At 52.5% G+C, this 20,807-nt stretch carries 17 protein-coding genes; 5 read left to right on the top strand and 12 right to left on the bottom strand.

Annotated features, from left to right (window positions below; all coding sequences use genetic code 11):
* Positions 1-41: 41 nt before the first annotated feature.
* From potD to potA, 4 genes are read right to left on the bottom strand one after another with little or no spacing between them, the layout of a single operon-like run.
* Positions 42-1,076, bottom strand: a complete 1,035-nt coding sequence (potD, locus tag ACG0Z5_RS08395; RefSeq protein WP_394446494.1) for a spermidine/putrescine ABC transporter substrate-binding protein PotD — start codon at positions 1,074-1,076, stop codon at positions 42-44.
* Complete coding sequence (potC, locus tag ACG0Z5_RS08390; RefSeq protein ID WP_319629995.1) at positions 1,073-1,864, bottom strand: spermidine/putrescine ABC transporter permease PotC; 792 nt, start codon at positions 1,862-1,864, stop codon at positions 1,073-1,075. Before potC ends, potD begins: the two co-directional genes overlap by 4 nt.
* Positions 1,861-2,718, bottom strand: a complete 858-nt coding sequence (gene potB, locus ACG0Z5_RS08385) for a spermidine/putrescine ABC transporter permease PotB (RefSeq protein WP_394446493.1) — start codon at positions 2,716-2,718, stop codon at positions 1,861-1,863. The genes potC and potB overlap by 4 nt, the downstream gene beginning before the upstream one ends.
* A complete protein-coding gene (potA, locus tag ACG0Z5_RS08380; protein ID WP_394446492.1) occupies positions 2,702-3,838 on the bottom strand; it encodes a spermidine/putrescine ABC transporter ATP-binding protein PotA in 1,137 nt (378 codons plus the stop codon). The genes potB and potA overlap by 17 nt, the downstream gene beginning before the upstream one ends.
* 254 nt (positions 3,839-4,092) lie before the next feature.
* Here potA and pepT point away from each other — a divergent pair, with 254 nt between their 5' ends.
* Positions 4,093-5,316 carry a peptidase T gene (pepT, locus tag ACG0Z5_RS08375; RefSeq protein ID WP_394446491.1) on the top strand — a complete coding sequence of 408 codons (1,224 nt, stop codon included), beginning with the start codon at positions 4,093-4,095 and terminating at the stop codon, positions 5,314-5,316.
* 43 nt (positions 5,317-5,359) lie between these two features.
* Here the strand turns inward: pepT and ACG0Z5_RS08370 are convergent, their stop codons facing one another.
* From ACG0Z5_RS08370 to phoP, 3 genes are all read right to left on the bottom strand, one after another.
* Positions 5,360-6,481, bottom strand: a complete 1,122-nt coding sequence (locus tag ACG0Z5_RS08370) for a JmjC domain-containing protein (RefSeq protein WP_394446490.1) — start codon at positions 6,479-6,481, stop codon at positions 5,360-5,362.
* Positions 6,482-6,564: 83 nt separating this feature from the next.
* Positions 6,565-8,028 carry a two-component system sensor histidine kinase PhoQ gene (gene phoQ, locus ACG0Z5_RS08365; RefSeq protein ID WP_394446489.1) on the bottom strand — a complete coding sequence of 488 codons (1,464 nt, stop codon included), beginning with the start codon at positions 8,026-8,028 and terminating at the stop codon, positions 6,565-6,567.
* A complete protein-coding gene (phoP, locus tag ACG0Z5_RS08360) occupies positions 8,025-8,699 on the bottom strand; it encodes a two-component system response regulator PhoP (protein ID WP_319630001.1) in 675 nt (224 codons plus the stop codon). Before phoP ends, phoQ begins: the two co-directional genes overlap by 4 nt.
* A 394-nt stretch (positions 8,700-9,093) precedes the next feature.
* Between phoP and ACG0Z5_RS08355 the strand changes: the two genes are divergently transcribed.
* Entirely contained in the window at positions 9,094-11,109 is a 2,016-nt protein-coding gene (locus tag ACG0Z5_RS08355) for an alkyl/aryl-sulfatase (RefSeq protein ID WP_394446488.1), read from the top strand.
* Between the two features lie 69 nt (positions 11,110-11,178).
* On the opposite strand, the gene purB is transcribed toward ACG0Z5_RS08355, so the two are convergent.
* The 5 genes from purB to rluE are packed head-to-tail and all read right to left on the bottom strand — an operon-like array spanning position 11,179 to position 15,508.
* Positions 11,179-12,549, bottom strand: coding sequence for an adenylosuccinate lyase (gene purB, locus ACG0Z5_RS08350; RefSeq protein WP_394446487.1), 1,371 nt, complete (start codon positions 12,547-12,549; stop codon positions 11,179-11,181).
* A 3-nt stretch (positions 12,550-12,552) separates the two neighbouring features.
* Positions 12,553-13,194, bottom strand: coding sequence for a high frequency lysogenization protein HflD (gene hflD, locus ACG0Z5_RS08345; RefSeq protein WP_319787004.1), 642 nt, complete (start codon positions 13,192-13,194; stop codon positions 12,553-12,555).
* 31 nt (positions 13,195-13,225) lie between these two features.
* A complete protein-coding gene (gene mnmA, locus ACG0Z5_RS08340) occupies positions 13,226-14,332 on the bottom strand; it encodes a tRNA 2-thiouridine(34) synthase MnmA (RefSeq protein WP_394446486.1) in 1,107 nt (368 codons plus the stop codon).
* Positions 14,333-14,373: 41 nt separating this feature from the next.
* Entirely contained in the window at positions 14,374-14,847 is a 474-nt protein-coding gene (locus ACG0Z5_RS08335) for an NUDIX hydrolase (protein ID WP_394446485.1), read from the bottom strand.
* A gap of 13 nt (positions 14,848-14,860) precedes the next feature.
* Positions 14,861-15,508: a 23S rRNA pseudouridine(2457) synthase RluE gene (gene rluE / locus ACG0Z5_RS08330; RefSeq protein WP_394446484.1), complete on the bottom strand. Its 648-nt coding sequence runs from the start codon at positions 15,506-15,508 to the stop codon at positions 14,861-14,863.
* A 175-nt stretch (positions 15,509-15,683) separates the two neighbouring features.
* On the opposite strand from rluE, the gene icd reads away from it, so the two are divergent.
* The 3 genes from icd to ACG0Z5_RS08315 all read left to right on the top strand — a co-directional run bounded on the left by icd (position 15,684) and on the right by ACG0Z5_RS08315 (position 20,663).
* Positions 15,684-16,934, top strand: a complete 1,251-nt coding sequence (icd, locus tag ACG0Z5_RS08325; protein WP_319630007.1) for an NADP-dependent isocitrate dehydrogenase — start codon at positions 15,684-15,686, stop codon at positions 16,932-16,934.
* A gap of 303 nt (positions 16,935-17,237) precedes the next feature.
* Complete coding sequence (locus ACG0Z5_RS08320) at positions 17,238-19,235, top strand: BCCT family transporter (protein WP_394446483.1); 1,998 nt, start codon at positions 17,238-17,240, stop codon at positions 19,233-19,235.
* A 573-nt stretch (positions 19,236-19,808) separates the two neighbouring features.
* A complete protein-coding gene (locus ACG0Z5_RS08315) occupies positions 19,809-20,663 on the top strand; it encodes a cell envelope biogenesis protein OmpA (protein WP_394446482.1) in 855 nt (284 codons plus the stop codon).
* Positions 20,664-20,807: the final 144 nt, after the last annotated feature.

Genomic DNA, 20,807 nt, shown 5'->3' with positions numbered 1-20,807 from the left:
GTCGTACAAAAAGGCGGAGCATTGCTCCGCCTTATTATCGATTACCGACCTGCTTTCAGCTTCTGGTAATAGTCTTCATACAGGCGGCTGGCGTCGCCAACGTCGTTTTGCCATTCCCCGTTTTTAATGGTTTCGGCATCAGGGTACAACGTTTTATCGTTCGCCACTTTCGCGTCCAGCAGCTTGCGTGCCGCCAGGTTCGGCGTCGGGTAACCGATGGTTTCTGCCACCTGTTTGGCGACATCCGGGCGAAGCAGGAAATTGATCAGCTTCAGCGCCCCGTCGACGTTTTTGGCATTCGCCGGGATAGACAGGCTGTCCATCCAGAAGATACCCCCTTCTTTCGGCCATACCACTTCCAGCGGGGTCCCGGCCTGACGGGCGACGAACGCGGAACCGTTCCATACCATACCCAGATTGACTTCGCCTTCCATGTACGGATTCGCCGGATTATCAGAGTTGAATGCGGCGACGTTTGGCATCAGTTTTTGCAGCTCTTTATACGCCGCTTCAATCTCTTTCGGATCGGTTGTGTTGCCGGAAAGTCCCAGTTTACGCAGCGCAATCTGGAACACTTCGCGCGCGTCATCGGTCAGCAACAGACTGCTTTTATATTCCGGTTTCCACAAATCTGCCCAACGGGTGACGGTTTTCGGGTCAATCGCATCGCTGTTAACGCCGATCGCGGTCGCACCCCAGATGTAGGGAATCGAGTAGTCATTGTTTGGGTCAAAAGGCTTATTCAGCATTTCCGGATCGAGATTGCTGAAGTTAGTCAGCTTGCTCTTGTCGATTTTCTGGATCATGCCCTCTTTGCGCATTTTGTCGACAAAGTAGGTCGAAGGCACAACCAGATCGTACGCACCGTCTTTATAGGTTTTCAGCTTGGCGTACATGGTTTCATTCGACTCATAAGTCGAATAGATAACCTTGATCCCGGTCTCTTTGGTGAACTGTTCCAGCAGGCCCGGCGGCACATATTCAGTCCAGTTATAGAAGTAGAGCGTTTTGCTGTCATCGGCATGCGCCGCGCCCATTCCGAGCACCAGCGCCGCTGCGGCAAGCATTTTTTTCATTTCGATGTCCTCTGAGATTTCGTTTTATCACGAGCAACAATCTGGCTGGCAACCACCATAACCAGAGAAAGCACTAACAGAATGGTCGCCAGCGCGTTCACCTCCGGTGACACGCCAACCTTAACCATAGAGTAAATCTTGAGTGGCAAAATTTCATAGCCCGGGCCGGTGACGAAGGAAGAGACCACCACATCGTCCATCGACAGGGTAAAGCTTAACAGCCATCCGGCAGCGACCGCAGGCATCGCCAGCGGCAGAATAATTTTTCGCAGAATGGTCATCTCGCTGGCACCCAGATCTTTGGCTGCCTCCAGCATCCGGACGTCAAAGCCTTTCAGTCGGGAATACACGGTAACCACCACAAACGGCAGGCAGAAGGTGATGTGCGAGAACAGCAGCGACCAGAAGCCGAGCTGGATGCCAATCAGCATAAACAGCACCAGCAGTGAAATCGCCATCACGATGTCCGGGGACATCATCACCACAAACAGCATCCCGCTGACAAACGGCTTCCCGCGGAAACGATAGCGGTACAGCGCCACCGCGGTCAGGGAGCCAATCAGCGTGGCAAAGGTGGCAGAGAACACCGCCATCGTCAGGGAGTGCTGAGCCGCCTGTAGCAGGCTGTCGTTGTTCATTAGCAGGCTGTACCACTTGGTGGTGAAGCCTTGCCAGTTAATGCCGAACCGCGAGCTGTTAAACGAATTCACGATCAGAATGATGATCGGAATATAAAGGTAGGCGTAAATGGCGGTCATAAAGCCGCCGCGAAGCAGTCGACCGATCATTCGAGTTCCACCTGTTTATTGAGCAATCGCGCCGCGCGCCAGTAAACCAGCAGCATCAGGCCCATCACCAGCGTCAAGGTAATGCTGGTGGCTGCGCCAAACGGCCAGTCACGAATATTCAGGAATTGGCTTTTAATCACGTTGCCGACAAGCAGGTTCTTCGCGCCACCCATCAGGTCAGAGACATAGAACAGCCCCATCGCCGGGAGCATCACCAGCAGACAGCCAGCAATAATGCCCGGCATGGTTAGCGGCACGATGATACGCATAAAGGTCTGGAACTTGTTGGCACCCAGATCGCGGGCAGCCTCCAGCAGCGGTTTATCGAGCTTCTCAATACTTGAATAGAGCGGCATCACCATGAACGGCAGCAAAATATACACCAGGCCGATAATCACCGCGCTCGGGGTATACATGATGCGCATCGGGGTATCAATCACCCCGAGCCACAGCAGAAACTCGTTGAGATAGCCTTTGGTGCTGAGGAATATTTTCAGGCCGTAGATGCGAATCAGTGAGTTGGTCCAGAACGGCACAATCAGCAGAAACAGCAGCAGCGGGCGCACTCTCTCGGGTAAACGAGCGAGGAACCAGGCAAACGGATAACCAAGCGCCAGACACGCCAGGGTGGCGAGGAGGGCCATGTTCAGCGAATGCAACAGGACGTCGAAATAGAGCGGGTCGAACAGACGTGTGTAGTTATCCAGAGTGAAGACCATTTTGACGAAGTTTGCATCGTCGCGGGTCAGGAAGCTGGTTCCGATGATCATCAGGTTAGGCAGAAAAACAAAGACCACCAGCCACCCGACGATGGTGGCAATCACCACCTTCTGGAATTTACTGGTGTTGTTCATCAGCCAGCACCACCTCCCAGCTCTCGACCCAATTAATGGCCATTTTTTGATCCAGTGAGTGGTCGAAGTCCGGGTCATCTTCATTAAAGAATTCGCTGACCATCACCATTTTGCCGTTTTCGAGCTCGACCACCGATTCAAGGGTCATGCCCTTATAGTTGCGCTCGCGGACGTAGCCAATCAGGCCCTCGACAGGGTTGTCGTCGTTGATTTCTTCCACGCGCAGATCTTCCGGACGCAGCAGCACATTCAGCTTCTGGCCTTTTTCAACGGCAAAGTTGACGTAGATATTACATTCACGACCTTCAACGCTGGCGCGTACGCGCTGTGGGTCCAGGCGTTCGATAACGGTGGCGTTGAACATATTGATCTCGCCAATAAATCCGGCGACAAACAGGTTTTTCGGCTCTTCGTAAATTTCGCGCGGGGTGCCGTCCTGCTCAATTTTACCGTCCCGCATCACCACGATGCGATCGGACATGGTCAGGGCTTCTTCCTGATCGTGAGTAACAAACACGAAGGTAATGCCAAGCTTGCGCTGTAGGGCTTTCAGTTCGTTCTGCATCTGCTTGCGGAGTTTGTAATCCAGCGCGGAGAGCGATTCATCGAGCAGCAGTAAGCGAGGTTTATTGACCACCGCCCGGGCAATGGCGACGCGCTGCTGCTGGCCCCCGGAAAGCTGGCTGGGTTTCCGCTGGGCAAACTCTTCAAGCTGCACCATACGCAGGGCATCGGTGACGCGCGGGGTAATCTGCTCTGCCGGGGTTTTCTGCATCCGCAGGCCAAAGGCGACATTTTCAAACACCGTCATGTGCGGAAACAGGGCGTAGCTTTGAAACACGGTGTTAACGTGGCGATTTTCCGCAGGGACATCGGTGATGTCGATATCTTCGAGGTGAATGCGGCCCGTATCGACATTTTCGAGTCCGGCGATCAGGCGGAGTACGGTGGTTTTACCGCAGCCTGAGGGGCCAAGCAGCGTAAGGAATTCACCATTGTTAATGGTGAGATTGAGATCTGAAATGACTGTTTTACCATCAAAGCCTTTGCCAATCCCCGCCAGACGGACCAGCGGCGAAAGCGAACGCGATTGTGTATTCAATTTTTTACTCTGTCCCATGTCAACGTAATGCAAGAGAGGCATTACGGGGTTTGTGGTTAACCACCTTTGAGGTCTGGCACATAATTAAGGGCTGGCATTCTACGGCAATCCTCTGAAATCGCCAATCATTCTGCGCCCTTGTAGGCTACCTTTAAACCACTCTGCGGTAGGATTGAAAAAAAAGCGCATTTGCCGGGCCAAAAGTGACCTGACGCAATATTTAGGGATCGGTGCTTCCTGATAATGTTGGCACAAATAATGAGGGCGACGACATGGATAAATTACTTGAGCGTTTTTTGCAGTACGTTTCTCTGGATACGCAGTCGAAGCCTGGCGTGCGTCAGGTGCCGAGCACCGAGGGACAGTGGAAATTGTTACGCTTGCTCAAAGAGCAGCTCGAAGAATTGGGGCTGGTCAACGTCACCCTGAGCGAAAAAGGGACGGTGATGGGTACGTTACCGGCCAATGTTGACGGTGAGATCCCCGCCATTGGATTCATTTCTCACGTTGATACCTCACCGGATTTTAGCGGAAAGAACGTCAATCCGCAGATTGTCGAAAAGTACCGCGGCGGCGATATCGCGCTGGGTATTGGTGATGAAGTGCTGTCCCCGGTGATGTTCCCGGTGCTGCATCAGCTACTTGGGCAGACGCTGATTACCACCGACGGCAAAACCCTGCTCGGGGCTGATGATAAAGCCGGTGTGGCAGAAATCATGACCGCGCTGGCGGTGATGAAGGCCAATAACACCCCGCACGGTGACATTCGCGTGGCGTTCACCCCGGATGAAGAAGTGGGCAAGGGCGCGAAGCATTTTGACGTCGCGGCTTTTGATGCCCAATGGGCGTATACCGTTGACGGCGGCGGCGTGGGCGAGCTGGAGTATGAAAACTTCAATGCTGCGTCGGTGACCATCAAAATCGTGGGCAATAACGTGCATCCGGGCAGTGCCAAAGGCGTGATGGTGAATGCCCTGTCGCTGGCGGCCCGTATTCATGCCGAAGTGCCCGCCGAAGAGAGTCCGGAACAAACCGAAGGCTACGAAGGGTTCTTCCATCTGACCAGCATCAAAGGCACCGTCGACAGCGCGCAGATGCACTACATCGTCCGTGATTTCGACCGTAAACAGTTCGAAGCCCGCAAGCGCAAGATGATGGAGATCGCCAAAAAGGTCGGCAAAGGTCTGCACCCGGATTGCTACATTGAGCTGATCATTGAGGACAGCTACTACAACATGCATGAAAAGGTGATGGAGCATCCGCATATCATCGAGATAGCGCAGCAGGCGATGCGCGATTGCGATATCGAACCGCTGATGAAACCGATTCGCGGCGGCACCGACGGCTCGCAGCTTTCCTTCATGGGATTGCCGTGTCCGAACATTTTTACCGGCGGTTATAACTACCACGGCAAACACGAATTTGTGACGCTGGAAGGGATGGAGAAAGCGGTGAAGGTGATTGTACGCATTGCGGAGTTAACCGCGAAAAAATAGTCGTATATTGCCCGGTGGCGCAGTGCCGCCGGGCTAATCGCAACTAGTCTTCGAAGAACCAGTAGCCGCTGTTAACCAGTGCAGAAAGCATCGCAAGGAAAGACGGATCTTCCAGCGCATCGCCAAAATGTTCAGCATTCAGCTCAATATGGCTCGCCAGCGCTTCCAGTGCCGGGCGGTGCGGCGAGTCAATCTTCTCCCCGTTCACAAACACTTCCCCATTTATACGCAGCACGCGCAGGCCGCCGAGACGTACCAGTTTGTCACCCTGTTGTAGCGCATCATAGATTTCATCGGCCTGATATGGCGGCTCCGGTGGGGAGACATCCAGCTCATGACGCGTCTGGCTGATGAACTCGCCGAACCACTGATTGAAGTGTTCTGGCTGGCCGATCATCTCCAGCATCATATCGCGCAGTTTATCGAGTTCCTGCGGCACGATGTCTGCCGGGTGTTCGCGGGCAGGCACATCAGGGTCCGTATAGCGATGAGTGCCAAGTTCACGCTGCAACACGTAATCGGCGAAACCGCTGATCAGCTCCTTGCCGCTCGGGGCGCGGAAACCGACTGAATAGTTCAGCGAGTTTTCCAGCGAGTAGCCTTCATGCGGGAAGCCTGGCGGAATATAGAGGATATCGCCTGGTCCCATCTCTTCATCAATAATGGCCTCGAACGGGTCGACCTGAAGCAGATCCGGGTGCGGGCAGTGCTGCTTCATCGGCACCTTATCGCCCACCCGCCAGCGACGGCGGCCAGTACCCTGAATGATAAACACGTCGTACTGATCGAGATGCGGACCGACGCCACCTCCAGGCACGGAGAACGAGATCATCAGATCGTCAATGCGCCAGTCGGGCAGGGCGCGGAACGGACGCATCAGCGCGGCGGTCGGCTCATGCCAGTGGTTTACCGCCTGGACCAGCAGCGACCAGTTGTTTTCACTCAGATGATCGTAGCTCTGGAACGGCCCGTGACTGACCTGCCATTTACCTTCGTGATGGCTGACCAGACGACTGTCCACTTCATCTTCCATGGCGAGTCCCGCCAGTTCATCCGGAGAGATAGGATCGACAAAGTCAGTAAAGCCGCGCTTGAGAACCACCGGGCGTTTTTGCCAGTAGCGTTCGATAAAGTCGGGCCAGTTGAGCGATAAGTGATAATCCATAATGTTTTATTCCACAGGCAGGTTTCTGTTGGCAGTATAACGGATGCCGCCGCCAGGAGATGCAGGCGGCGGCAAATAAATGATTATGACTCTTTACTTTCCGGATGCTGCCTACCGAAAATCACCTCCATCTTCGCGCCGCCAAGCGGGCTGTCGCCGGGCAGTATTTTACCGTCGTACTGATCGACGATTTCACGCGCCACGGAAAGCCCGACGCCCTGGCCCGGACGCAGCGTATCCGCCCGCTGGCCACGGTCGAACACCAGATCCCGTTTGCTCTGTGGAATGCCGGGGCCGTCGTCCTCGACAATGATGTGCAGGTCATCGTCCATCTGGCGGGCCGATACCTCCACAAATTCGAGACAATATTTACAGGCGTTATCCAGCACGTTGCCCAACACTTCCATAAAGTCGTTCTGTTCGCCGACAAAGCTGATTTCCGGGGAAATATCGAGCGTAATGTTCACGCCTTTGCGCTGATAGACTTTGTTCAACGCCGAGGTCAGACTGTCGAGCAGGGGGGCCACCGGATGCAGCTCGCGGCTGAGTAACATGCTGTCGCTGCGCATACTGGCGCGATGCAGATAGTAACCAATTTGCTGCGAAATACGGCTGATTTGCTCCAGCATCACCGGTTCGGCATCCTCCACGCTGAGCTTGTTACCGCGCAGTGAACGCAGGGTACTTTGCAGCACTGCCAGCGGGGTCTTTAGGCTGTGGGTGAGGTCAGTCAGAGTAGTGCGGTATTTATCGTAACGATCGCGCTCGCTCTTCAGCAGCCGGTTAAGGTTCTGCACCAGACTGGTCAGTTCGCGGGTGGTTTCCGGATTGAGCGTGTCGCGGTGATGTTCTTCCAGTTCGCGCACCTCTTTCGACAGCGACTCGATAGGGCGCAGACTCCACCATGCCGCCACCCACAGCAGCGGAATGACCAGCAGCAGGTTCGCCGCCAACACGTAGATAAACCAGCTCCACACCATATACGATCGTTTCAGCTCGATAGGGATGGTATCGACGACCACGATGGTCATCTGCGGTAAATTCTCGCGTGCCGGATAAATATTCACCGCCACCGAATGGGTCATCTCGGAGTCGTCATCCTGCTGGCGAAGCTCATTGAGCTGTTTCATGACTTCATGATCGTTATGCAGCAGCATACTCGACGAGCCGACATCCGCTTCGATTTCATGAAAACCATTAGCTTTTAGCCATTCCGGTTTAATGCGCTTCACCAGCCACGGCAGGTCTTGCTGCATCCACATCAGCTTGCCGTTTTTATCGTAGATCAGCGCCATCGTCGGGCTTTGCAGATTAAGGTTGTCAGGGATATCAACGCTGATTTTGTTATTTTCCCAGCGCGCCAGGGTATAAAACAGATTGCTTTCACCACGCAGCAGACGGAAGGTGGTTTTGTCGAAGCTGACGCTATAGCCGACCAGCGCCACCATTCCGTAGGCCAACGATAACACCAGCACCACCGCTGCGGTCGCCAGCAGAAAGCGGACCCGCAGCGAAAGAGGGAAAAAATGCCTCAGCATCCGTTTCATCCACGTAGTTCGAAAAGATAGCCCTGGCCGCGCACGGTGGTGATCACATCCTGCGGATGCTGCGCCTGAATTTTCTTGCGCAGGCGTCCCATCAACACATCGATGGTGTGGCTCTCGCGCAGCTCCGCATCAGGGTAGAGTTGTAGCATCAGCGAATCCTTACTGACGACTTTGCCGTTGTTGCGAATCAGCGTTTCCATAATGGTGTATTCAAAAGCGGTCAGTTTGATGACTTCACCATTGACCGACAGCTCGCGGCGCGAGAGATCGACCTGGAACGGAGGAAGGGAGATCAGCTGCGAGGCCAGGCCGCTGTTGCGACGCAGTAGCGCCTGCATCCGAGCCACCACTTCTTCGATGTGGAACGGCTTGGTGACATAGTCGTCGGCGCCGGCGCTCAGCACTTCGACTTTGTCCTGCCAGCCTTCACGCGCGGTCAACACCAGCACCGGAAGAGAGACGTCATTGCTGCGCCAGCGACGGATCATCGACAGGCCATCTTCATCCGGCAGGCCCAAATCGACAATCGCGATGTCCGGCACATGTTCACCCAAATAGTAATCCGCTTCCTTTGCGTCTTCTGCGGCATCAACCTGATGGCCCAGTTCCTGGAGCTGGACTTTTAAATGGTGACGCAACAGGGCGTTGTCTTCCACGACGAGTACCCGCATGGCTTTTCTCCCTTTTCATTTTCGATGCTACTAGTTTAATGCGTTTCGTTAGCGGGCAATGAACTAAAAATTTTTCTCTGCCTTTATGCACATCACGACGTAGGTAATATAAACGACCCCGTCGCGCCTGTTTACGCTTTCTACTCGCTGTTTATCGACTGTTGAGGGGGGCTGTCCGCGCTAATAGCCCTCATTTCAGGCCATTTTTTGCCCCCTTCGCGGCGTTACCAAATGTGTCATGATGTTGATTATGTTTACTTTTAAACGTCAATGTATTTCTCAAAACAGAGACAGATAACTACGATTTAATGGCTGTATCAAACACTGTGCGTTCGCATAACGAGGCCAGGCATCGTTGGACCACAGAATGTAAAAACTGAGGAGAATGACGTCCATGTTTAAGAAATCCCCGGTAGCGCTGCTTTGCGCAGGCTTACTGCTTTCCGGTTCGGCTTTAGCAGCCGATTATCAGTTCACCGCTGACAGTAAACCCGCGACGGACACCACCAAAACCAAAAACGAAGCCGTCTATAAACAGCTGGATTTTGCAAATAAAACCGACTTTGAAAACACCGACAAAGGCTTTATCGCGCCGCTGATTAATAACGGCGACATTGATGGCGTTATCGATATCACCGGCATGAACTTTATGCAGAAGAAGGACGCGCCGCCGTCCGTCAACCCAAGCCTCTGGCGTCACGCCCAGTTGGTTAACCGCGGTGGGCTGTACAAAGTCTCCGACCATATCTATCAGATTCGTGGCCAGGACATTGCCAACCTGACCATCATCGAAACCGATACCGGTATCGTGTTGTATGACGTGGAATATTCCACTGACAGCTTCAAACGCTCGATTGAACTGTATGAGAAAGAGCGCGGTAAAAAGCCGCTGAAAGGGGTGATCATATCCCACAGTCATGCTGACCACTTTGGCGGATTTGGCGGCATTTATGCCTCCGGCCTTGCGACGCCTGACGATATTAAAAGCGGTAAAATTCCGTTCCTGGCACCAGAAGGATTCGTTCAGGAAGCGGTTAGCGAGAACGTGATGGCCGGTAATATCATGGCGCGTCGTGCAGGCTATCAGTACGGGAACGTGCTTAAACCGAGTGCCACCGGCAGCATCACTGCCGCGCTGGGCCCGGTACTGGCGAATGGGGCGTCTACGCTGCCGTTGCCAAACAAAACCATCACCAAAGACGGTGAGAAAGTCACCATTGATGGCGTGGAATTTGTCTTCTATCTGACCCCTGGCGCGGAAGCACCAGCGGAAATGGTCATGTATATCCCGCAGTGGAAAGCACTGTCGATGGCAGAAGAAGTTAACCACCTGCAGCACAACATTTACACCCTGCGTGGCGCACAGACGCGTGACGCCAGCCAGTGGGCGTCTTACATCAACTCAGCGATTGCTCGCTGGGGTAACGATGTGGAAGTGCAGTTTGGGCCGCACACCTGGCCGGTATGGGGTAATAACAACGTTGTTGAATACCTGAAAGATCAGCGCGACGCCTACCAGTCCATCTATAACACGACCATCCGTTATGCGAACTATGGCTATCGCCCAGATGACATTGCAGAGAACGCCAAACTGCCTGAGAAAGTGTTCAACAAGTGGGATAACCGTCCGTACTACGGCAACACCCGCAACAACCTGAAATCCACCTATATCAAAAATCTGGGCTGGTTCAGTGGTAACGCGGCCGAACTGGCGAAATACCCGGATGCGGCGCGCGGCGAACGCTATGTGAAAGCGCTGGGCGGTGAGCAGAAAGTGGTTGATCTGGCTCTGCAGAGCTACAAAGAGGGTGACTATCGCTTCACGGCTGACCTGCTGAACAACATTGTTGCCTACAATGACGCCAACAAAGATGCTAACTATCTGATGGCGGATGCGCTGGAGCAGTTGGGCTACCAGGAAGAAACCGCGCTGTACCGCAACCTGTATCTGTCTGCTGCCCACGAACTGCGTATCGGCGGTAGCGTACCGAACAAACTGAGCACCGCATCACCGGAAGTCATTGCCGCGCTGCCACCGGAAATGCTTATCTCGTATATCAGCATGATTTCCGATCAGATTAAGGCTGAAAAGCTGGGTAACCACACCATTGCATTGAACATGGATAACGATAAGTTCGTCCTGGACCTGCACAACGGCGTGCTGAACTACGTGAAGCTGACTGACGATATGCCAGCCCAGAAAACGGACGTCACGGTTAACATCGCGAAAACCGATCTGATCGGCGTAGTGACCGGTAAGGAAAAAATGGACGATCTGCTGAACAACGGTAAAGCCAAAATCGAAGGCGACCGTGAGATCCTCAAGCAAATCGCGTCCACGCTGGATACCAAAATTAAGAACGACATGAACCTGGTGCTGCCGCTGCAAAAGGCAAACCAGATCCAGTAATGTCATCTGGAATAGCAAAAGGGCAGCGAAAGCTGCCCTTTTTTTGTCTGCGATATACCGTGCCCTGAATTACTTCAGCTCGTCGACCATGGTGGTCGCACGGCCAATGTAGTTCGCCGGGGTCATCTCTTTCAGACGGGCTTTCTCGTGTTCCGGCAGAGCCAGACCGTCGATGAACTGTTTCATGCCTTCGGCATCCACGCGCTTACCACGGGTCAGCTCTTTGAGCTTCTCGTAAGGCTTCTCGATGCCGTAGCGACGCATCACGGTCTGAATCGGCTCCGCCAACACTTCCCAGTTGTTGTCCAGCTCTTCCAGCAGACGGTCGCGGTTGACTTCCAGCTTGCTTACACCTTTCAGGGTCGACTGATACGCAATCAGCGCATAGCCCAGGCCGACGCCGAGGTTACGCAGCACGGTGGAGTCGGTGAGGTCACGCTGCCAGCGGGAGACTGGCAGTTTGCTCGCCAGATGTTGCAGCACGGCGTTGGACAGGCCGAGGTTGCCTTCGGAGTTTTCGAAGTCAATCGGGTTCACTTTGTGCGGCATAGTGGACGAACCGATTTCACCGGCGATGGTTTTTTGCTTGAAGTGGTTCAGCGCCACATAGCCCCACACGTCGCGGTCGAAGTCGATCAGGATGGTGTTGAAGCGCGCGACACAGTCGAACAGTTCGGCAATGTAGTCGTGTGGTTCAATCTGAGTGGTGTAAGGGTTCCACTGGATGCCCAGCGACGTCACAAACTCTTCGCTGAACTGGTGCCAGTCCACTTCCGGGTACGCGGCGATGTGGGCGTTATAGTTGCCGACCGCGCCGTTAATTTTGCCGAGGATCTCAACCTGGTTCAGCTGACGATATTGACGCTCCAGACGGTAAGCGACGTTAGCCATCTCTTTACCCATGGTGGATGGCGTCGCAGGCTGACCGTGGGTACGGGAGAGCAGCGGAATATCGCGATACTGCACCGCCAGGTCTTTCACCGCGTCGATGAGCTTGCGCCAGTAAGGCAGCACCACTTCGTCACGGGCGGTTTTCAGCATCAGCGCGTGGGAGAGGTTGTTGATATCTTCAGAGGTGCAGGCGAAGTGAATGAACTCGGACACCGCGTGCAGGGCCGGAACCTCCGCCACTTTCTCTTTCAGGAAGTATTCAACCGCTTTCACGTCGTGATTGGTGGTGCGCTCGATGGTTTTGATTCGCGCGGCGTCTTCTTCGTTAAAATCGGCGATGATTTTATCGAGGAAACCGTTTGCGTCGACAGCAAAAGCTGGAACTTCCTTGACAGCTGTGTGCGCGGCCAACTTTTGCAGCCAACGAACTTCAACCTGCACACGGAATTTCAGCAAACCAAATTCGCTGAAAATGCCGCGCAGCGCGCTGACTTTATCGCCGTAGCGTCCATCGACAGGGGAAACGGCGGTCAGTGAGGATAATTCCATAGATCACAACTCCGGAGTTATATGAGCAAGAATTTGTTTAGCCTGAGTGGTCAGGCGATTACGGGAAAACATAAGCTGCAGACGTCCACCGCCAACCTGGTGCCACAGCACCGCAGCGCGGATCCCGGCCAGTAAACCAGCGCGAACTTTGGCCTGTACCTGCGGGCTTTGCAGCACGGCAGGGGAGCCCGTCACCTGGATACGTGGGCCCAGCGGGCTGATGACATCGACATAAATCGCCGCCATCGCGCTCAGCAGCGTTTCAGACTGCAAATCAAAATGATCGAGCTGGCGCTGAAGCCCGGCGATGCGATCGCCCAGGGTATCCATTGCGCCTTTCGCGGAAGAGAGCTTACGTTCGAGCACCATCAGGCTTAAGGTGTAGCGCGTCAGCTCAGCGTTGAGGCCCTGACGACTGCTGGCGTTAAGCACGCCGAGCAGCGTTTCCAGACCGAGGCGAAGATTGGCTTCACTGCCACCGAACACACCCAGAGTGGAATCCGGGTTAAGATCGATAACGCTGTTCAGCGCCACGTGTAGCGCATCGTTATCGCAATGACCCTGATGCGCCAGCTGCTGAACCAGGCGGGCAGACTGGCAAATGCCTGCCAGCGCCAGCGTGATATCGTAATAATTCTTCGCCACTCAAAGCTCCTTTCTGTGTGCAGTCTGAGTCTTAAACCGGCAGCGGCAGACGCTGTTCGATAATGCCGCCGCCAAGGCACACTTCACCGCTGTAGAACACAGCGGACTGGCCAGGCGTTACGGCTGAAACAGGCTCGTCAAAGCGAACCTCAATGCGGTCTTCATCCAGTGCGGTAACGGTGCACGGAATGTCTGTCTGGCGATAGCGAGTTTTCACCGTGCAGCGCAGGGTGCCGGTCAGCACTTCGCGATCCACCCAATGGAGCTGTTGGGCAATCAGGCCGACGGACATCAGGCGCGGGTGGTCATGCCCCTGCGCCACCACCAGAATATTATTTTCGACGTCTTTATCGACGGTGTACCACGGCTCTTCGCTGCCGTCTTTGGTGCCGCCGATCCCTAAGCCTTTACGCTGGCCGAGGGTGTGATACATCAGACCCTGGTGCTCACCGATCACGTCGCCGTCAACGGTAACGATTTTGCCCGGCTGAGCAGGCAGGTAGCGACCCAGGAATTCACGGAATTTGCGCTCGCCGATGAAGCAAATACCGGTGGAGTCTTTTTTCTTGGCGGTAATGAGATCGAGCTCTTCCGCAATACGGCGAACTTCAGGCTTTTCTAACTCACCCACCGGGAACAGGCTTTGTGCGATTTGTTCATGGCTCAGGGTATAGAGGAAATAGCTCTGGTCTTTATTGCTGTCGAGGCCGCGCAGGAGCTGGCTCTTGCCGTTCACGTCGGCGCGGCGCACGTAGTGACCGGTGGCGATGAAATCGGCACCTAAATCTTCAGCCGCGAACTCGAGGAAGGCTTTGAATTTGATCTCTTTGTTGCACAGAATATCCGGGTTTGGCGTGCGGCCAGCTTTGTACTCTTCGAGGAACAGCTCAAAGACGTTATCCCAGTATTCTGCGGCAAAGTTGACGGTGTGTAGCTCAATGCCGAGTTTGTCACACACGGCCTGCGCATCTGCCAGATCGGCAGCGGCAGTACAATATTCCTCGCCGTCGTCCTCTTCCCAGTTCTTCATGAACAGGCCTTCTACCTTATAACCTTGCTGTTGCAGCAGGTAAGCAGAAACGGAGGAATCGACACCGCCGGACATGCCGACGATCACTTTTTTTGGGCTTTCTGACATTGGAATACTCACGACATTGAACTTCAAGGCGGCATATTCTATCACGCAGCCCCGGTGTTGACACCCTTTGTGAATGGCCAGTTAAATTCGCCAATGATTTCCAGCGGCAGGCGTTGTCCGCTCTGCCAGCAGCGGATGCTTTCCGCCACCAATGGCGAACGTAAATGACAGGCGGTGAGGATCTCTTCCGCGCTCAGCCACAGGCAGCGGTCGATGTCGTCATCGTGCGGTTCGGTGGCGCAAATAGTGTCGAGCTCAATGGCAAACAGAAAGCGCAGGAATGGCGTATTGTCCGGGGCAATCCATTGATGAACGCGAATCAAATGCTGCGGTGTGGCGCGAATGCCGGTCTCTTCCCATAGTTCGCGCTCAGCGGCCTGAACCAGGGTTTCATCCGCTTCCAGATGCCCGGCAGGCTGGTTCCACGTGGCTTTGCCGTTAACGGTTTCTTCGACAATCAGAAACTTACCTTTGGCGTGAACGACGCAGGCGACGGTGACGTGGGGTTTAAACATGTGGCTTCCTTTTTCAGGCATCTCGCCACTGGCCGTTAGCGAGATTATCAAGGGTGTAATGGCCCATCGCGTAGCGGATCAGGCGCAGGGTAGGGTAGCCCACATGCGCAGTCATGCGCCGCACCTGACGATTACGCCCTTCGTACAGCGTGACTTTCAGCCAGGTAGTGGGAATGGCTTTGCGTTCACGAATGGGGGGATTGCGCGGCCAGAGCCACTCAGGTTCTTCCACCCGTTCGATGCCCGCAGGCAATGTCGGGCCGTCATTGAGGGTAACACCTTTGCGCAGTGAATCCAGCGCTGTCTCATCCGGCTCGCCTTCCACCTGCACATAGTAGATTTTACCGGTCCGTTTACCCGGCTGGGTGAGCTGCGCCTGAAGCGCGCCATCGTTGGTCAACACCAGCAGGCCTTCGCTATCGCGGTCAAGACGACCCGCGGCATACACGCCCTGAACATCGATAAAATCTTTCAGCGTGCTGCGTCCGGCTTCGTCGGTGAACTGCGGCAAAACATCGTAGGGTTTATTGAACAAAATCACCCGTTTTGGTTGGCTTTCTTTGCGTTGTCTGGAAGCTTGTTGTGAGCTGAATCGCTTAAGGCGGTGATTTCTAAAAGAAGTTTTCGTCATGGTATTTTCAGGCCGGGTCAATTGCCGCATTATAGCCTAATTACGAAGACCTTTCATGGAACCCAACATTCAGGTAGTATCAACTAGCTCATTACAAATCATTAACAAAAAATATTGCTCACACTGATTCGCGTTGCCGGGCAGCAACGTTACCCAGGACACGAAAGGCACGAGCAGTCACCAGAAGCGCTCGAAGGAGAGGTTAATGGAAAGCAAAGTAGTTGTTCCGGCGGAAGGCCAAAAAATCACCCTGCAAAACGGCAAACTGAACGTCCCTCACAACCCGATTATCCCTTTCATTGAAGGTGATGGTATCGGTGTCGACGTGACTCCGCCGATGATCAAAGTGGTGAATGCCGCCGTTGAGAAAGCCTATAAAGGCGAGCGTAAAATTTCCTGGATGGAAATTTACACCGGGGAGAAATCCACCAAATTGTACGGCCAGGACGTCTGGCTGCCGGCTGAGACGCTGGATCTGATTCGTGATTACCGCGTTGCCATCAAAGGCCCGCTGACCACACCCGTCGGTGGCGGTATCCGTTCTCTGAACGTTGCCCTGCGCCAGGAGCTGGACCTGTACGTCTGCCTGCGCCCGGTACGTTACTACCAGGGCACCCCAAGCCCGGTTAAACATCCGGAACTGACCGACATGGTTATCTTCCGTGAAAACTCTGAAGACATCTACGCGGGCATCGAGTGGAAAGCCGACTCTGCCGACGCTGAGAAAGTCATCAAATTCCTGCGTGAAGAGATGGGCGTGAAGAAAATTCGCTTCCCTGAACACTGCGGGATCGGCATCAAGCCGTGCTCCGAAGAAGGCACCAAGCGCCTGGTTCGTGCCGCGATTGAGTACGCTATCACCAACGACCGTGACTCTGTGACCATTGTTCACAAAGGCAACATCATGAAGTTCACCGAAGGCGCTTTCAAAGACTGGGGTTACCAGCTGGCGAAAGAAGAGTTCGGCGGTGAGCTGATCGACGGTGGCCCGTGGCAGAAAATCAAGAACCCGAACACCGGCAAAGAGATCATCATTAAAGATGTGATCGCCGATGCTTTCCTGCAGCAGATCCTGCTGCGTCCGGCTGAATACGACGTTATCGCCTGTATGAACCTGAACGGGGACTACATTTCTGATGCCCTGGCGGCACAGGTTGGCGGTATCGGTATCGCACCAGGCGCGAACATCGGCGACGAATGCGCCCTGTTCGAAGCCACCCACGGCACTGCACCAAAATATGCCGGTCAGGACAAAGTGAACCCAGGTTCCGTTATCCTGTCAGCGGAAATGATGCTCCGTCATATGGAATGGTTCGAAGCCGCAGACCTGATTGTTAAAGGCATGGAAGGCGCAATCGCTGCCAAAACCGTGACCTATGACTTCGAACGTCTGATGGAAGGCGCTAAGCTGCTGAAATGTTCAGAGTTTGGTGACGCGATCATCGCGAACATGTAATCCACTTGCTGGGTTAAACAATAACGGGAGCCAATAGGTTCCCGTTTTTTTTCGGATGATTTTGAGTATCCAGGAGGCTTGCGATTTAGTCGCTTTACCGGTTGCGAAGATTCAGGTGTTCACGTTCAATCTGCTGTGCACCAGAAGGCGATGCTGAAGCCCGACAGTAGCCGCAGTAACCTTCGTCGCGTCTTTTTTACTGTTGCTGCTTCTTGTTGCCCAGAAATGCAAGTTTAGGCCCATTTTGCTACCCTGTAGGAGATCACACCTCCCACAAGGGTCGATAAATGGAAAGTAAAAAATATGAGTGAAACTGAAACAGTCCCAAAGCAGTCAAAAAGCCAGATTAACAAAGCAGTATTCTTCACCTCTGCTTTGTTAATATTCCTTCTTGTCGCATTTGCCGCGATCTTTCCAGACGTTGCCGATAAAAATTTCAAACTTCTACAGCAAAAAATCTTCACCAATGCCAGCTGGTTTTACATCCTGGCCGTCGCGCTAATTTTACTCAGTGTGACGTTTCTGGGATTGTCGCGTTATGGCGATATCAAGCTAGGGCCCGACCATGCGCAGCCTGACTTTAGCTATCATTCCTGGTTTGCCATGTTATTTTCTGCAGGCATGGGCATAGGATTAATGTTCTTTGGTGTGGCTGAGCCGGTGATGCACTATTTGTCGCCGCCGGTCGGTACACCCGAAACTGTTGCCGCAGCCAAAGAAGCGATGCGCTTGACGTTCTTCCACTGGGGGCTCCACGCCTGGGCTATATATGCCATAGTTGCGCTGATTCTGGCTTTTTTCAGCTATCGTCACGGTCTCCCGTTGACTCTTCGTTCGGCGCTTTATCCCATCATCGGGGATAAAATCTACGGCCCGATAGGCCATGCCGTGGATATCTTCGCCGTTATTGGTACGGTTTTTGGCGTCGCAACATCGTTGGGTTACGGTGTGCTGCAGGTTAATGCCGGGCTTAACCACCTGTTTGGTGTGCCTATCAATGCAACTGTGCAGGTCATACTTATCGTCGTTATTACCGGGTTGGCGACCATTTCAGTGGTCTCCGGCCTGGATAAAGGTATACGTATTCTCTCTGAGCTCAACCTTGGACTGGCGGTTATTCTTCTTGTTCTGGTTATGCTGTTGGGCCCCACGGTATTGCTTCTTAAATCCTTTGTGGAAAATACCGGCGGCTATCTTTCGGAATTAGTGAGCAAAACGTTCAATCTCTACGCTTACGAACCTAAATCAAGTAACTGGCTAGGTGGCTGGACATTATTGTACTGGGGGTGGTGGTTATCATGGTCTCCGTTTGTCGGCATGTTTATCGCCCGTGTTTCCCGCGGAAGAACAATTCGTGAATTTGTAACGGGAGTATTATTTGTTCCAGCAGGCTTCACGTTGTTGTGGATGACCGTTTTTGGTAACAGTGCCATTAATCTCATTATGAATCAGGGAGCAACTGACCTCGCAAATACCGTCCAACAGGATGTGGCCCTGGCTCTGTTTAATTTTCTTGAGCATTTCCCGTTCTCTTCAATATTGTCGTTTATTGCCATGGCGATGGTTATTGTCTTCTTTGTCACCTCCGCTGACTCCGGAGCAATGGTTGTTGACACCTTAGCCTCTGGTGGTGAGGCGAATACGCCTGTCTGGCAGCGTATATTTTGGGCATCATTGATGGGCGTTGTCGCCATAGCCTTACTTCTGGCGGGAGGGCTGAGTGCGCTACAAACTGTCACTATCGCCAGCGCGCTACCGTTCTCAGTGATCCTGCTCATCTCTATATATGGACTTCTGAAGGCGCTTCGCCGCGATTTAACCAAGCGTGAAAGTCTGAGCATGGCAACGATTGCTCCCACTGCGGCGCGTAATCCCATTCCATGGCAGCGTCGGCTGCGTAAAATTGCCTACCTGCCAAAACGCTCGCTCGTAAAACGTTTCATGGATGATGTGATTAAACCTGCTATGTCCCTGGTTCAGGAGGAACTGAATAAGCAGGGCACGTTAAGCCACATTGGTGATGAATCAGATGATCGAATTCGTTTTGAGGTGGATTTAGGCAATGAGCTCAACTTCATCTATGAAGTGAGACTCCGTGGCTATAACTCGCCTACGTTCGCCCTGGCGGCGATGGACGCTGATGAGCAACAGGCTGAGCAACATCGTTACTACAGAGCTGAAGTTTATCTCAAAGAGGGTGGACAAGATTATGATGTGATGGGCTGGAATCAGGAGCAGCTAATCAACGATATACTCGATCAGTATGAGAAACATCTTCACTTCCTGCATCTGGTCCGCTAGTCCAGTGATGTGCCGCCCTTGTGGCGGCATTTTTTTGTCATTAATAAGTGATGATAAGGGGTTTATTATGAATTCGCGCAGGAAGTGGATATTGGCGAAGGTTTTTAAAAAACGCAGGTCTGAGCAACAACCTTATTCGCCATTGCAGCGGTCTTTACTGCTCAAATGGTTCCCGTTTTTATACATAGTATTCATACTGTTATCTAAACTACTTATCCATAAACCGCCTTTCTGGTGATTTATTTAGACATTTCCGACTATTCATCATAAATATATTATTCAGAATGTATACATGCCTTTGTTGTATTTTATTGCTTACTGATATTCCCAGTGAATAGATAATCATTGTTGATCTGAAAAGTAAAAATAGAATGGTTATTTATTGAGGATAGGTTCAAAATAGCGCTGCACTCATCGTCAATGTGGCATGATATCCTGTTTTTCAATGGCGTTGAGTGTTCAAGCCGTGCTGGGTGCAGGAATGAACCAATGATTGATAGCACTTAGCGTGCCCACTCTCGTGGGTTTTCTGGATGTTAAATTCGATAGGCTATCATCTTAAAAGGGATTTTTATGCAAAACATAGTTAAACAAATCATAGCATTTTCTTTTATTGCAACATCAGTCTCCAGCTTTGCACAGGTATATTCGGGATATCCTGATATCCCGGTAAAAGCAGTGGGCTTCGCATCTGAGGTGGTGTTATATAAAGTGGGTACTGATAAAGTAATATCACCTCAGAACGATCCGGCCCGGGCGCTGGGTGAACCTGACCAGCTAACGGTTTCTTTGGGGGGAGGGGGAACCTTGGTTCTCTCTACTGGAGATTTAACACTGTTTACAGGCGGAACAAATGCTCCAGATTTCTATGTCTATGAGCATAATGTTGTTGAACATTGGGACACCTATGTTTCAAAAGACAATATCACGTGGAAAAAAATAGCCCCTGTATCAACCCAATCGAATAGTACTGGTAGTGTGTATGGTTATGATCTGGATTCACTTGGTGCTGGCACTAATGGCTATCCCTACATCAAAATGATAGACACCAGCTTTGACGCATCATCTGCTTCATCAGGTACGGATATTGACGCAGTAGTCTTAACAACCGCGAAGTTTTCAGGCAGTGGTAAGGTTATTGATACCGATTCCCGCAATGGTATAGTTTATAACTTGGAAAAAAGCGTAAAAACAGGTGCTGTTGTTGTTAAGAAAATCAGTAAGGATGGACATGTCGATTATATACCTTTCTCAACTGACGATGGTCTGGAACCCATAGCTTTGTCAGTACAAGGCGATTTTAACTGTAATGACGAGAAAGATATCAACGTTCTCGTTACCCGCAAAGTTGATAATGTTTCTTTGAATATTATCAAAGACCAGCAGGGCAATACTATTACAACGGTCGACAACTCTGTTAAAAAATAACCAGTAATAAATTTTCAAGGCCCACTGCGGTGGGCTTTAGTGTGTCCAGTTCTCATTGCCCTAGTATCTCGATTTATCACCAATTCTCAATGTCACAGTGCGAGTCATTTGAATCGCTCCTTATTTGGCAACGCGAATATGTAC

Origin of the sequence: Scandinavium sp. M-37 (assembly GCF_043558715.1) — a bacterium.
In the GTDB taxonomy this organism is placed as follows: domain Bacteria; phylum Pseudomonadota; class Gammaproteobacteria; order Enterobacterales; family Enterobacteriaceae; genus Scandinavium; species Scandinavium vulneris_A.
The sequence above is the reverse complement of the archived record's forward strand: the minus strand, read 5'-3'. Positions and strand labels throughout refer to the sequence as shown.